11 protein-coding genes and 2 pseudogenes are annotated in these 13657 nt (G+C 70.2%); 2 read left to right on the top strand and 11 right to left on the bottom strand.

What is annotated here, in order from left to right:
* Window positions 1-15: 15 nt before the first annotated feature.
* Window positions 16-1041, top strand: coding sequence for a 1-phosphofructokinase family hexose kinase (locus ACZ3YL_RS33185; protein ID WP_465661015.1), 1026 nt, complete (start codon window positions 16-18; stop codon window positions 1039-1041).
* Here the strand turns inward: ACZ3YL_RS33185 and ACZ3YL_RS33180 are convergent.
* The 5 genes and pseudogenes from ACZ3YL_RS33180 to ACZ3YL_RS33160 form a co-directional block, all read right to left on the bottom strand.
* Window positions 1036-2373 carry a PP2C family protein-serine/threonine phosphatase gene (locus ACZ3YL_RS33180; RefSeq protein WP_465661013.1) on the bottom strand — a complete coding sequence of 446 codons (1338 nt, stop codon included), beginning with the start codon at window positions 2371-2373 and terminating at the stop codon, window positions 1036-1038. The two genes, ACZ3YL_RS33185 and ACZ3YL_RS33180, sit on opposite strands and share 6 nt — an antisense overlap.
* Before the next feature lie 371 nt (window positions 2374-2744).
* Window positions 2745-3170, bottom strand: coding sequence for a hypothetical protein (locus ACZ3YL_RS33175; protein WP_465661011.1), 426 nt, complete (start codon window positions 3168-3170; stop codon window positions 2745-2747).
* Between the two features lie 24 nt (window positions 3171-3194).
* The gene (locus ACZ3YL_RS33170) at window positions 3195-4091 is read right to left on the bottom strand and encodes a slipin family protein (protein ID WP_465661009.1); all 897 of its coding nucleotides are present in this window, start codon (window positions 4089-4091) and stop codon (window positions 3195-3197) included.
* Window positions 4092-4455: 364 nt separating this feature from the next.
* Window positions 4456-4704, bottom strand: coding sequence for a hypothetical protein (locus ACZ3YL_RS33165; protein ID WP_465661007.1), 249 nt, complete (start codon window positions 4702-4704; stop codon window positions 4456-4458).
* Between the two features lie 55 nt (window positions 4705-4759).
* Window positions 4760-5250, bottom strand: a pseudogene (locus ACZ3YL_RS33160) (DUF5994 family protein).
* 536 nt (window positions 5251-5786) lie between these two features.
* On the opposite strand from ACZ3YL_RS33160, the gene dnaK reads away from it, so the two are divergent.
* On the top strand, window positions 5787-7643 hold the full coding sequence (dnaK, locus tag ACZ3YL_RS33155; protein WP_465661005.1) for a molecular chaperone DnaK: 1857 nt from the start codon (window positions 5787-5789) through the stop codon (window positions 7641-7643).
* Between the two features lie 176 nt (window positions 7644-7819).
* On the opposite strand, the gene ACZ3YL_RS33150 is transcribed toward dnaK, so the two are convergent.
* The 6 genes and pseudogenes from ACZ3YL_RS33150 to ACZ3YL_RS33125 all read right to left on the bottom strand — a co-directional run.
* Window positions 7820-8029: a hypothetical protein gene (locus ACZ3YL_RS33150; RefSeq protein ID WP_465661003.1), complete on the bottom strand. Its 210-nt coding sequence runs from the start codon at window positions 8027-8029 to the stop codon at window positions 7820-7822.
* A 240-nt stretch (window positions 8030-8269) separates the two neighbouring features.
* Window positions 8270-10138, bottom strand: coding sequence for an APC family permease (locus ACZ3YL_RS33145; protein ID WP_465661001.1), 1869 nt, complete (start codon window positions 10136-10138; stop codon window positions 8270-8272).
* Between the two features lie 555 nt (window positions 10139-10693).
* Complete coding sequence (locus ACZ3YL_RS33140; RefSeq protein WP_465660999.1) at window positions 10694-10861, bottom strand: hypothetical protein; 168 nt, start codon at window positions 10859-10861, stop codon at window positions 10694-10696.
* 31 nt (window positions 10862-10892) lie between these two features.
* Window positions 10893-11247 (bottom strand): annotated as a pseudogene (locus ACZ3YL_RS33135) (PRC-barrel domain-containing protein).
* A gap of 261 nt (window positions 11248-11508) precedes the next feature.
* Entirely contained in the window at window positions 11509-11985 is a 477-nt protein-coding gene (locus ACZ3YL_RS33130; protein ID WP_465660997.1) for a DUF5994 family protein, read from the bottom strand.
* A gap of 1336 nt (window positions 11986-13321) precedes the next feature.
* On the bottom strand, window positions 13322-13657 hold a 336-nt coding region (locus ACZ3YL_RS33125), incomplete at its 5' end, for a tyrosine-type recombinase/integrase (RefSeq protein ID WP_465660995.1).

Raw genomic sequence — 13657 nt, 5'->3', positions numbered from 1 at the left:
AACCGCTGTGCCACCGTGGTGAGCGGCCCTGAGGTGTCCGGCGCGCCGGCGGCAGAGAGCCGCGGCAGGAGTCCGCTGCCGGAGACCGTGCCTCCGATCCTCACCCTGACATTGAACCCCACCGTCGACATCTGCTACGAGGTCGACCGCCTGGCGGACATCGGCAAGACCCGCGCCCGGGTCAGGTTCGTGGCCGCCGGCGGGGGAGGGATCAACGTCGCCCGGGACGTGTCGCGGCTCGGAGGACGGGCGACCGCCGTCCACACCGCCGGCCGCGAGGTCGGCCGGCGCCTCAACCGGCTACTGGACGAGGAGGGGGTCGACCACCTCTCCCTCGGGATCGCGGGTGAGACCCGCGAAGCGTTCGTGCTGTTCGAGACCGAGTCACGCCGCAGCTATCACATCGTGCCGCCGGGCCCGCGACTGGACGACTCGGAGGGAGGGCGTCTGCTGGACGCGCTGGGCCGAGCAGCCGGCGGTCACCAGTACGTCGTGGCCAGTGGAAGCCTGCCCAGCGGCCTGCCCGACACCTTCTACGCGGCTGTCGCCCGTCGGGTCAAGGAGGCCGGGGCCCGGCTGGTGCTGGACACCTCGGGGCGGGCCCTGCGCGAGTCGCTGCACGAGGGCGTCTTTCTGCGGAGGTGCAACAATCACGAGGCCGCCAGCCTCGCCGGCCGGGCGGTTCGGAGCTTCGACGACGCCCGCACCGTCAACGAGTCCCTACTCGCTACAGGAGCGACTGAGATCGCCGTCACCACCCTCGGGGAACTCGGCGCACTCTGTTCGACCAGGCACGGTCACACCGAGTTGAGAGTCCCGCCGTTGCCCGGCGAGCCGCTCAGCGACGCCGGGGCCGGAGACGCCATGGTGGCCGCACTCACTCTTCGGCTGGCCGCGGGCGACGATCCGGTCGAGGCCTGTGCCCTCGGGGTGGCGGCGGCCGCCGCAGCAGTGCTCACCCCCGACACCGAACCGTTCGATCGAGAGGTGGCCGAGTCCCTCCGCCCCGCGGTGCGGATAAAGCGGCAAGCCGGTTCATGACCGGGCTGCGGGCCTACGGGGTACGTCCTGTTCCCGGGCTCGGGAGTGTGCCGCCGGCGTCCCGGGGGTCGGCGTGGTGGGCGGGGTGCGCAGGGTGAGGACGGCGAGGTCGTCGCGTCCATCGGCGAGGTGGGCGTCGGCCAGGGTCCGGCACAGGTCCTCGAGGGGCAGACCTGCGTGGGCGGCGGTGACCTGGGCAAGGGCGGTGAGGCCGGCGTCCAGGGGGCGGTGGGGGTGTTCGACCAGGCCGTCCGTGAAGAGCACCAGGGTGGCGTTGCCGGGCAGGGGGCGTTTGTGGTCGGGGCGGGGCACGTCGGGGTCGACGCCGAGGGGCAGGCCGGGGTCGGCGTGCAGGTAGCGGGTGGTGCCGTCGGGGCCGATCAGGAGCGGTGGCGGGTGTCCGGCGTTGCTCCAGTGGAGTGTCCAGCCGTTCTCGGCGGGTTCGATGCGGGCGAGGCAGGTGGTGGTGATCGGGTTGTCGGTGATCGCTTGGAGGGTGCGGTCGAGCTGTGTCAGGACGGCGCTGGGCGGGGTGAGGCGGTCGTAGAGGAGGGCGCGCAGCATGTTGCGGGTCTGGGCCATGGTGGCGGCGGACTTCAGGTCGTGTCCGGCGACGTCGCCGATGACCAGGGCGCAGGCGCCGTCGGGGAGCATCAGGGCGTCGTACCAGTCGCCGCCGACGTGGTCCGGGGCGGCGGCGGGCCGGTAGATCGCGGCGACGGAGAAGGGCGCCACGTCGGGCAGGCTGGGAAGCAGGAGGCGCTGGAAGTACTCGGCGTTGGCACGGACCTGCCGGTAGAGGCGGGCGTTCTCGATGGCGAGGCCGGCCGCGCCGGCGAGCGCCACGAGGATGTCCTGATCGTGGTCGTCGAAGGGTTGCCCGTCGCGCCGCTCGCAAAGATACAGGTTGCCGTAGACCCGTCCGCGTCCGGTGAGTGCCACCCCGAGCAGTGTCTGCATCGGCGGGTGGCCCGGCGGGAAGCCCACCGCGTCCGGGTGGGCGCCGATGTCCGCGACACGCAGCGGTTCGGGGTGCTCGATGAGATGTCCCAGGAGTCCGCGCCCGTGCGGAAGGGCGACCCCGCTCAGCGCTGCGACCTGCTGCTCGCTCAGCCCTACGGGGATGAACTCCTCCAGGTGTTCGCCGTCGTCGCTCAGCACCCCGAGTGCGCCGTAGCGGGCGTCGACCAGGCCCATCGCGGTGGTGATCACCCGGCGGAGCACGACCGGCAGGTCCAGCTCCCGGCCCACCGCCATCACCGCGTCCAGCAGGTCCTGGAAACGGCGCTGGGTGTGAGCCAGGTTCCGCAGACGTCCGACGATCTCGTCCATCTCGTCGTCAAGTCGGTGGCTGCGGTCGGGAACATCCGCCCGCCCGGATCCATCCTCCGGATCCACCCGGCCCACCTTCGATTCCTCTGCTGGACGACCGTACCTTCGACGCGTTGCGCAACCGGAAGCCGGACATCGGCGCGTCCTGCTTCCAACCGTAGGCGGGGCCCGTCGCCGACGGCGACTGCGACGGGCGCCGCTGTTCCTCAGCTGTCGCGGCATCGCTCGGACGGCCTCCCGCCACGGTGTTGCCCACAGGGCTGGACTTGGTTGGCCGCGGTGGGTGATCGGGAGGGGCTATGGCTTGTGCGGACGCCGTTCCGCTCCTGCGGTGGTCCCGCTGCGACTATGCCTTCCGCTCGGCCGCGTCGTCAGCGGTGCCACCGCCGTTGCTCTGCCATCCGGCGCCGGATGACGATCAGGTCGATCACCGCGACGGCGGTGGACACGGCGCACAGCACCGCGAGGCCCGCGTAGAACGCACGGTCGGCGCTCGGTGCGGGGAGTGCGTTCGCCGCAAGCAGTGTGAAGACGATGGTCCCGAGCAGGAAGAACGGGGCGAAGATCCGTCCGAGCAGTCGCCGGGCCGGCAGATCGCTGCGCGCCCAGCGCGGTTCGGTGCCGACGTGCCGCCACCGCCGGGCGGTGGCACGCGCGCGGCGGTCGGTCGCTGCGGCTTTCCAACGCTCGACGAGGCGGCGCGGCCCGTGGCGCGGTGTGTGCAATGGCGGAGTCATCTTCGCGATGGCCTTTCGCGCGGTGCTCTCCGTCCGTCGCCGGCGACGGACGGAGAGCACCGCGGCCGGAAGGGACAGCGATGTCTACGGGGTCCCGGTCGCCCCGTTGGGTGCCGGGACGTGAACGGGGTCGGGCACAGGGAGCCGGACGGGCTTGGCCGGGAGTTGGGCGTCCGGGCGGTCCAGGGGCGGCTGCGGTGCCGGAGCGGCGGCGGTTGCCTCGCGGGAGAGGAAGGAGCCGAGTTCGCCGATGGTGCTCATCAGGGGTGAGGGGAAGACGACGGTGCTGTTCTTGTCGACGGCGATCTCGACGAGGCTCTGCAGGTTGCGCAGTTGGAGGGCGAGCGGGTGGGCCATCATCGTGTCGGAGGCTTCGCCGAGTGCGGAGGCGGCCAAGGCCTCTCCCTGTGCGCTGATGATCTTGGCGCGCTTCTCCCGTTCGGCTTCGGCCTGCTTGGCCATTGCGCGTTTCATCGTGTCGGGCAGTTGGATGTCCTTGAGTTCGACCAAGGTGACGTCCACGCCCCATTCGGTCGTGGTGACGTCCAGGATGCGGCGGATGTCCAGGTTGATGCGGTCGGTCTCGGAAAGGGTTTCGTCCAGGGTGTGCTGGCCGACGACCTTGCGCAGGGTCGTCTGGGCGATCTGGTTGATCGCGGAGCTCACGTTCTCGATGGCGATGACCGACTTGATCGCGTCCACGACGCGGAAGTAGGCGACGGCGGAGACGTCGACGCTGACGTTGTCGCGGGTGATGATGCCCTGGGACTGGATCGGCATGGTGACGATCCGCAGCGAGATGTGGTGCATGACGTCGGCGAACGGGATGATCAGGCGCAGTCCCGGGTCGCGTGCTCCGGTGATCCGGCCGAACCGGAAGACGACCCCCTTCTCGTACTGGCGGACGATGCGGATCGACATCGCGAGCCCGATCAGGACCAGGATGACGAGCACCACCAGGACTGCGATCACGGCGGTCATTTCAGCTCCCTTCCATTGCGCACCTGCGTCGACAGCCAGGTTCGGGAACGCGTCGCCACGAGCGGAGCGACCGGGAGGCGCGGGACCGGTTTGCGGTCCTACCGTGAGCCTGCCCCGCCTCCGATGGCGGCGACAGGGCCGAACCGGGCATGCTCCCGTCGTGACCGGCCCACCCCAAGTGCAGGACCTCCGGCTCGACGGGTCACCGATGGCGTCCCCGAGGATGCATCCGTCTCCCGAACGCTGACACCGGAGCGGGGAGGGCCGGCGAACGCAAGTACCCGGCCATCCCGCGCCTCACCCGCAACCGCACTCCGGGCGAACCGCCGCCGAGGGCCTGCGGTTCGCCCGGAGTGGACCGCCGTCAGTACTCGGAGCCGCTTCGCAGGTAGGTGCCCACGACCTGAAGCCACGCCCCCGGGCTGAAGCACGCCTCGATGCGGTGCGGCGTGTCCTCGAAGACCCGCAGGACGCGCAGCGCGCCGCTCGGATGCAGGTCGTACTCGAAGGTGACACCGTCGTCCGTGCCGTCCTCGTACTGCAGGTCCAGCGGCCCCTTCGACGGCTCCGCCGGCGCCCGGGCGTCGGCCGAGAGCTTCACGTAGACGGACATCTCTGCGTCCCGCCTCTCCTGTCTGCCCGAGGAGCCCGGCCCACGAGGCCGTCCCTCAGGACGCTGCGGCTGGTGGCTCGGGACCGATGCCGGTGGCGATGAGGATCTGCCGTGCCGAGTCGGTTCCGCCGGCCTCGACCGCGTGGGCCATCGCAGCCAGGGCCGCCTCCCGGCTCGCCTGCGGGGGGACGACGAGCAGGCTGAAGTGATCGCGGTCGCCCCGCGTGATGATCACGGTGTCGTCGCCGACCGGGTACCGGTCGATGTGCACCGACCGGCCGTCGACGACCAGGCGGGCCGGGACGTCGTCCCAGGCTTCCGTGTCCAGGCCGAGCTCGCGATGGGGCCGAGGTGTTCGGTCAACGCCCTGACCAGACCAGGCAGCTCGGCGCCGACGGCCCGTGAACGCTGCCACCACGCTCCGTCGAGCACGCCCTCGCGCGACTGTGTGGTTTCCAGCCGCAACAGGACCGTCCCCGGCTTCGTCGCCTGCTGGAACCGGTCCGGCAGAAGTCCCGGGAACGCAGCACCGGCTTCGTCCGACATGGCCCGCCACCCATCCGCAGACGTGGCCCGGCCCCCGCTGATCGAGGGCCGACACTCGGGGGAGCGGTGGCTCGGGCCGCTCCGATATCCCCACGTTACTCCGCCCGCACCGGGCTGGCCCGGCCGGTCACGAAAGCCGTGGTGGAGGGTGCCGACCCTCTCAGCGCCACTCGATCAGGAACAGGGCGGCCGTCGCTCGTGTGCCCGCCCCGCTTCTCCTTCAGGACGTGGGAGAGCGCGCGCACCACGGCCCGCACCCCGTCCTGCGAGCGCTCGACGCGGTTGACCCGGTCGATGAGCTGTTCCTCCCCGAACTGCTCCCGACGGCCTCGCGCTCCTCGACCGGGCGTTCGGGCCCCTCCCGCCCCGCGGCGGGCAGCCCGACGCTGAACAGCGCAGGCCACCGCCCCAGCGGTCCGGCGCGGGCCCCCGCCGCCGGACTCCCGCAAGCCCTTGACATCGGGCGATTCACGTCTTACGAGTGAGGCAGAGGGGGTTGGCTCAAGGAATCCGCTCGTGCGGGAGGAGGCCCCGCGATGGCTCGCTCCGTCGGTATCGATCTGGGCACCACGAACTCCGTCGTCTGTGTCCTGGAGGGGGGCGAGCCCACGGTCATCCCCAATGCGGAAGGGGCGCGCACCACCCCGTCAGTCGTGGCGTTCGCCAAGGGCGGCGACGTGCTGGTCGGCGAAGTCGCCAAGCGCCAGGCCGTCACGAACGTGGACCGCACCGCCCGCTCCGTCAAGCGCCGCATGGGCGACCCGCACTGGCGCTTCCCCGACGCCGGCGACATCGAGGGGAAGCGGTACACGGCGCAGGAGATCTCCGCCCGCGTACTGCAGAAGCTCAAGCGCGACGCCGAGGCCTACCTCGGCGAGGACGTCACCGACGCCGTCGTCACCGTCCCCGCCTACTTCAACGACTCCCAGCGCACCGCCACCAAGGAAGCCGGGGAGATCGCGGGCCTGAAGGTGTTGCGCATCGTCAACGAGCCGACCGCCGCGGCCCTCGCGTACGGGCTGGACAAGGAGAGTGACCAGACGATCCTGGTCTTCGACCTCGGCGGCGGCACCTTCGACGTCTCCCTGCTGGAGATCGGTGAGGGCGTGGTGGAGGTGAAGGCCACCAACGGCGACACCCGCCTCGGCGGCGACGACTGGGATCAGAAGATCGTCGACCACCTCGTCCAGCAGTTCAGGAACGGCTACGGCATCGACCTGTCGAAGGACAAGATGGCCGCGCAGCGGCTGCGCGAGGCCGCCGAGAAGGCCAAGATCGAGCTGTCCTCGACGAGCGAGACGACGATCAACCTGCCGTACGTCACGGCCTCGGCCGAGGGCCCGCTGCACCTGGACGAGAAGCTCACCCGCGCCGAGTTCCAGCAGCTCACCGCTGACCTGCTGGAACGCTGCAAGACCCCGTTCCAGCAGGCGGTGAAGGACGCCGGGATCAAGGTGTCCGACATCGACCACGTCATCCTCGTCGGCGGCTCGACCCGCATGCCGGCTGTCACCGGCCTGGTGAAGGAGCTGACCGGCAAGGACCCGCACAAGGGCGTCAACCCGGACGAGGTCGTCGCCGTCGGTGCCTCCCTGCAGGCCGGTGTCCTCAAGGGCGAGGTCAAGGACGTCCTGCTGCTGGACGTCACCCCGCTGTCCCTCGGCATCGAGACCAAGGGCGGCATCATGACCAAGCTGATCGAGCGCAACACCACGATCCCCACCCGGCGCTCGGAGATCTTCACCACGGCCGAGGACAACCAGCCGTCCGTGCAGATCCAGGTCTTCCAGGGCGAGCGCGAGATCGCCGCGTACAACAAGAAGCTCGGGATGTTCGAGCTGACCGGCCTGCCGCCGGCGCCGCGCGGCCTGCCGCAGATCGAGGTCACCTTCGACATCGACGCCAACGGCATCATGCACGTCGCGGCCAAGGACCTCGGCACCGGGAAGGAGCAGAGGATGACGGTCACCGGTGGCTCCTCCCTGCCCAAGCAGGACATCGAGCGCATGATGCGCGAGGCCGAGCAGCACGCCGAGGAGGACCGTCGCCGCAAGGAGGCCGCCGAGACCCGCAACCAGGCCGAACACCTCGTCTACTCCACCGAGAAACTCCTCCAGGACAACCCGGACAAGATCCCGTCAGACGTCACGGCCGAGGTCAACGGGGCCCTGGCGGATCTCAAGGACAAGCTCAAGGGCGAGGACGCCACGGCCATCCGCACCTCGATGGAGCGCGCGGCCACTGTCGCACAGAAGATCGGCACCGCCCTCTACGCCCAGGCCGGCAGCCCGCAAGCCGCGGCCGGCACCGGCCCGACGCAGAGCGGCGATGAGGAGGAGGTCGTCGATGCGGAGATCGTCGACGACCAGACTCCGAAAGGAGCCCCCGGATGAGCCGGCCCGCCGACCCGGGCCGGGACGACCGCCCTGGGGACCCGGCTCGCGGTGGCGGGTCGGCGGCCGTGGCTGAACGGTGCGCCCTTGCGGCGTTCTCACCGGCACGGCACAGGCGCCTTCGCGTGCGACGGGGCGGCCGTGCTCTGCCCGCGGCAAGGCTCGGAGCCTTGTGTCTAGGAAGCGCCCTCGCCCCAGTCGATGCGTTCCACAGCATGCGGCGGGAACGACACCCGAGATCCGTCCTTCTGAGTAACGTGCACCCATCCGTGCTTGTCGATACGAATGATGCCCCGGACCGACTCGCCGAGCGCAACGCCGGGGCTGACGTATCCCGCCCCATGGGCCAGATGCACTGTTCCGGGGTCCGCCTCAAGGCTTGCCATGACCTGATTGTCCAGGTTTGAGCCCGGGCCCACCACCGGAGCCCCGTCATGCCCGCCCAAGGGGCCCGGAGTCCACCTCCGTGCCCTGGTCGGCCCGGGGCCAACTATCCGTTGTGCCCGCCCTTGCCGAGGGTCGGCCTTTCCGGGGGGCGGACGAGGAACCGTCCCGGTGGCACGACGAAGCGGATGTGCCACTGCGCGCGATCGGACACCTCCGGGTTGCTCGGTGCCGCCGCTGTCCTACACGTGGAACGGGACGGTCGTGATGACGACCTTCGGCAGGGGGCGCAGCACTCTCCGTAGCCTGGCCGCGAGCCGGTTGTGCAGGAGGCGGTGGCGCCAGTGCCGTACGACGATCTCCGGGAGGATGACGGTCAGGGTGAGGTCCGGGCGCTGGTGGTGCAGCGACTCGATGTAGTTGACCAGCGGTGCGACGATCGCGCGATAGGGGGAGAGGACGATCTTCAGGGGTAGGTGGTCGCCCCACAGGTTCCAGTACGCGCGGAAGCGTTGGGCCTCGTCCGCGCTGGAGCTGATGTGGAGCGCGAGGACCGGCTGCTGGAGCGAGGCGGCGTAGGCGAGGGCCCGCATGCCGGCCTGGTCCAGGGTGGCGATCGGCACGATCGACAGGGGGTGGATCTCCTCGGGCGTCTCCTCGCTCTCGGCTTCGGCCGTGGTCTCGAACGGCGCTCCGGGCGCGGCGCCCGATGCCCGTGCGGTGCCTCGTGCCGTGCGCCCCTCCGAACTCGGAGGTGTGATGGTACGGCTGGGGACTTCGACGGCATGGGGATGCAGGGCGATCGCCGCGCCGACCGTGTCGTAGTGGTGCCGGATTCGTGTCGTGACCAGGACGAACAGTCCCACCGTGAGCACGGCGAACCAGGCGCCCTCGGTGAACTTCGTGATGCCGGCGGTGATGAGGACGATCGCCGAGAGCAGGGCGCCGGTGGCGTTGAAGGCCAGGCTCTTGCGCCAGTGGCGGTCGCGCAGGCGCCACCAGTGCACGACCATGCCTGTCTGTGACAGTGTGAAGGCGAGGAAGACGCCGACGGCATAGAGCGGGATCAGGGGGCCGGTCTTGCCGCCGAACGCCGCGTAGATCGCGGCCGCGGCGACGGAGAGCAGGATGATCCCGTTGCTGAAGGCCAGGCGGTCGCCCAGTCGCAGGAAGGTCCGCGGTGCCTGGCTGTCACGGGCCAGCAGGTACAGGACGCGGGGGAAGTCGTTGTAGGCGGTGTTGGCCGCGAGGAGCAGGATCGCGGCGGTGGCGGCCTGGGTGAACACGTAGCCGAAGCCCGAGCCGAAGGTGCGATGGGCGAGCTGCGACAGGACCGTCTCCCGTGAGTTCGGGATGATGCCGTCGAGGTGGACGAGTGTGACCGTGCCGGCGAACAGTGCGACGAGCAGGCCGACCATCCAGGTCAGTGTCGTGCGGGCATTGCGCCACTCGGTCGGCTGGAAGGCCGGCACCGCGTTGGAGATCGCCTCGATGCCTGTCATCGCCGTCGAACCCGAGGCGAAGGCACGCAGGACCAGAAGCAGGCTGACGCCCTCGGTCGCGGTCAGGTGTGGTGTCGCCGCCGGGTGGGAACCGCGGCCGGCCGCGTCGGACAGACCCACGGCGACGAGTGCCAGGACCGCGATCACGAAGGCGTAGGTCGGTGCGGCGAACAGTGCACCCGCCTGCCGCACACCGCGCAGGTTCCCGGCGAGCAGCACGGCGATCACGGCGACGCCGATCGGCACGACGTCGCCTTGGAGCGAGGGGATCGCAGAGGTGATCGCCGCCATGCCGGAGGCGATCGAGACCGCGACCGTGAGGATGTAGTCGGTCATCAGTCCGGCAGCGGCCGCCAACCCGGGAACGCGGCCGAGGTTGGCGGTGGCGACGATGTACGAACCACCGCCGTGCGGATACGCCCGGATCGTCTGACGGTACGACACCCCGACCGCGAGCATCAGGAACACGATCGTCACGGCGATCGGCACCGAGTACCGCAAACCCGCAGCACCAGCCAGGACGAGGACGCCCAGCATCGCCTCAGGCCCGTACGCGACCGAGGAGAGCGCGTCGGCGGAGAGCACCGGCAACGCCACCAGCTTGCGCATCCGCTCATGCGCGATCGCGGTGCTCCTCAGCGGAGCCCCGAGCACCACGTGTCGCACCCCGGTACCGACCCGGCCGAGCCGAGAAGTCCGTGTGTCCTCGCTGGTCGCCTCAACCGCAGGCGGTCCTCCGCCAACCGCGGCGACCCGCACGAAACGACCGAAGCGGACCGGCAGGATCTCCGAAGGAGCGGGATAACGACCGAGATCCGGATCCACCGGCAGCGCACGCCGCCATGCCTGCGGATCCCCGGCAACCCGACCCCACTCAAGCCCCACCCGGCGCAACACCCCGAGCTGCTCCGCGTCGAGCGCCGACAGCAGGGCGTCGGGGCTCGGTGCGCCGCCCTCGCCGCCTCGACTCGTATCCGACACGGCACACAGTGTTACGCATGGCGTCCCCTGCCGGGGGCAAGGCGCACGCAGGCTGTCTCGTGCTCGGAGCGCAGGGCCGTGCCTCGCTCGCCTCACCCGGTTCCGGACCGGCGGCCCCGACTCGGCGTGTCGCAGGCACCTACTGCGAAGCGGTTCCCCGTACTGGCGGACTACCGGCGGGTCTCAGCGGTTGGAGGAGCGGCCGCCGTGCCGGAACCGGACGGCGGAAATGGCCACGGCGATGATCAGTACGGCAATGCCGATGAACAGCAGGTAGATCAGGCCGTGGATGACCACGCCGACGATGCCGAGCACGATCGCCAGGATGATCAGGAACAGCACCAGTGCCATCGTTCGGGCTCCTTCGATGCGTGCGCGGGTCCTATCGGCGTGCCAGGCGGCGTTCACCGCTCGTGCCCGGCGCGTAGTCCAGCTTGTAGTGGGCGAAGATCGCCGCCTCGTGCTCGGCCGGCAGTACGCCGTCGATGCCGATCCCCGCGCCGTCTTGACCCGGCTCCTGGGCCGGACCCTGCAGATAGCCCGGGCCGACCCGCGCGTCGGCGAGAGGAACAAAGACCAGGCGGCGGCGTGTGGGCAGCCCGACCGTGACGGTGGCGAACGCCGGCCGATCCGTCGCGGTGTCGACGTAGACGGGTTCCAGCGTGCCGATCTTGTGGCGGTCGGCATCCACCGCGTCGAGGGCCGCGCCATTCCCGGATGTCAGCCGCTTCGAACATCGGCAACCTCCGATGTCGGTGGGCACTTCCCATTCTCCCTCCGGCGTGTGCCGCCGCCATCTGCCCGGTGTGCCGGCAGGGCGACTCGGTACGGCCACCGTCGGCGATCAGGGTCCGGGTCTGGGAGGGGCAGCACACGGTCGGCGAGCCCCAGGCCGGGACCGAGTGGTCACGCAAGTAGCCGGAGCAGCCCGCAGCCGACCGGGGGAGGAGGGCCGGGGCCGACGATGGTCGGTGTGGTGTGTCCGTTGGTGAACGGCGTCACCCGTCTGCCCGCGGGTCTGCGGTCGGCGCGCCCGCGGCTGTCAGGAGGTCGGTGCCGGTGCGCGTGTTGGCCGGGTCGGACGCCGCTGTCATCAGCCACTCGGCGGCGGAGGCTTCGGCCTCGGGGGGAATCACCAGGAGCTCCAGGCGCAGAGGGGTGAAGGAACACACGATCACCTCGTCCGCGTCCTGCTCCTGTTCGAACCACCCGACGTGGATGACGTGGCCTGCGACCTGGACGCGTCGGGGGATGACCGGCCAGTGCGTCGGATTCACGGTGACACGGGTGACCTTCCCCCACGTGGGGTCCAGTGCTGCCGCCAGCGGGGGCAGCTCGCGCAGGAGATCGTGCGAGCGCGGCCACCATGCTCCGTCCAGCCGGCCGCGCGTGGCGCCCTTGGGTGTCAGTGACAGGCGGACCGTCGGCCCTGGCCCAGGTGGCTGGGTGGCGGCGGGATCGGGGGTCGCGGTCATGTCGAGACACCTGCCTCGGGCTCGTTCGTGAACGGCCACGTGCTACCGCCAGGGCGCCGCAGAAGTCTGCAGCTCGTGGACGGTGCGCTCTTCCACCGTACTCCGGCCGCAGCCCCGCCCTCCGGGGTGAGCAGGGGTGGTCGATGGGTCGCCGCTGGTCGACCTTCGTCTCGAACTCCGCCACGCACCCCGGTTTGCCCGTAGCGGTCCTCTCCGTCGGCCGGCTTCACCGCCTGGTCTCCACGCGGATCGGCGTACGCCTCACCGGCACTTCGCGACACCTCGGCCAGGGTGGATCCTGCGACTGTGGGGTGAGGCGCAGGAAATCTCTCGGGTGGAATTTCTGGGCTAACTCCACGCGGAGGAATTTTCAAATATTAATGTGCATGGTGGGCTCGAATTCTCGCAGCAAGGAGTATCCTCGAAAGTGCCGGGAGAATTTACCGGTAGGACGATCGCGAGGAGGCGAATATGCAGATCACTGAGGCAGGATCCCTGGCTCTGCGACTCGTGATCGAAAAAATGTCCGCCTTTTCGGCGGGAAAGATCACAGGGTGAATGGGGGGAAGGGGGCACAGATTCAGATCCTGCTGCCCCGGTCGGCGTTACGCTCATGCAGGCCGGAAGGCTGTTCCCCGCAGCGATGCGGGGAACGGCCTTTTCTGGGGCGGGGCCGCGTGTCATGGTTCTGTGGAGGACCGGCTTTACCGGCGTCCGGCGGTGGCGAAGTTGGCGGCGCACATGGTGGCGACTGCTCTGCGGGCATCCCGGCCGGCAGGGCGTCCTCGGCCAGCACACCTACGCGTCCCACCGGCTGCGGTTCGCGTCAAGGGCATGGAGAACCTGGCCGACTTCGAAACACGGATCGGGAAGGACGCACAGGCCGAGGACGACGGCATGACCACCCCGGAAAGTTCGAGGGTGACAAGGCCTGGCTCGTCGGCTCCGAGAACCGCAACCGCGGCTCCCTGCCCGCCGACATCTGGCGCGGCACCGCGGCCGGACTCGCCGACTGCGGAGCCCTGGCGGTCTACCCGACCGGTGGTTGGTGGAAGTCCCACAACAGATCCGACCGCGTCGGCCAGCCAGCCTCCTACGACCTCCTCGTGTCCCTCACGACGCCTGAGATCGAGACGGACCTCTACACACCGGCCGCAGTACGGCTCGATGTGCCGATCCCGACCGACCTGGTCGCGCGAGTGGAGACGACCTCCGGAATCCCCGTGCAGCTGCCCCTGACCTGGAAGACGACGGGAGATCGGTCGATCCCGTGCCCCAGACGCCGCCGGGCAGCCCATGCCTGCGCTGCCCGGTGCACTGGTGGATTCCGTCCGGCTCACGCCGCCTGTCCGAAGTTGCGACCGACGGCGGGGTCCGTCTGGCGGGCTGCCTGGGCGTCCGCGTGGTCGAGGGCGGCGGAGAGCGCCTTGACGGCTTCGTCGGCGGAGTCCTTGAGGAGGTGGCCGTAGAGGTTGATGGTGATGGCGATGGTGGAGTGGCGCAGGGTCTTGGAGACGACGGCGACGGGGATGTCGGCGGCGATCATGATGCTGGCCGCGGTGTGGCGCAGGTCGTGCGTGCGCCGTGAGGCGCTGTGGTTCGAGTGGAGGTGAGAGACCTTCGCCGCTGACCCTGTCGCAGCAGGGCGGTGGAGCTGGGGGCAGCCTGATCC

The sequence above is a fragment of the Kitasatospora sp. NPDC023176 genome (assembly GCF_055560495.1).
Note: the sequence above shows the minus strand (reverse complement) of the source record. Positions and strands in the feature narration are given on the sequence as shown.

What these genes read in the sequence shown, in the direction of transcription:
- ACZ3YL_RS33180 (WP_465661013.1), bottom strand. Translation starts at nt 2,373, where the DNA reads ATGGACGAGATCGTCGGACGTCTGCGGAACCTGGCTCACACCCAGCGC.
- ACZ3YL_RS33150 (WP_465661003.1), bottom strand. Translation starts at nt 8,029, where the DNA reads ATGGCAAGCCTTGAGGCGGACCCCGGAACAGTGCATCTGGCCCATGGG.
- ACZ3YL_RS33170 (WP_465661009.1), bottom strand. Translation starts at nt 4,091, where the DNA reads ATGACCGCCGTGATCGCAGTCCTGGTGGTGCTCGTCATCCTGGTCCTG.
- ACZ3YL_RS33130 (WP_465660997.1), bottom strand. Translation starts at nt 11,985, where the DNA reads ATGACCGCGACCCCCGATCCCGCCGCCACCCAGCCACCTGGGCCAGGG.
- ACZ3YL_RS33145 (WP_465661001.1), bottom strand. Translation starts at nt 10,138, where the DNA reads ATGCGCAAGCTGGTGGCGTTGCCGGTGCTCTCCGCCGACGCGCTCTCC.
- ACZ3YL_RS33165 (WP_465661007.1), bottom strand. Translation starts at nt 4,704, where the DNA reads ATGTCCGTCTACGTGAAGCTCTCGGCCGACGCCCGGGCGCCGGCGGAG.
- dnaK (WP_465661005.1), top strand. Translation starts at nt 5,787, where the DNA reads ATGGCTCGCTCCGTCGGTATCGATCTGGGCACCACGAACTCCGTCGTC.
- ACZ3YL_RS33140 (WP_465660999.1), bottom strand. Translation starts at nt 10,861, where the DNA reads ATGGCACTGGTGCTGTTCCTGATCATCCTGGCGATCGTGCTCGGCATC.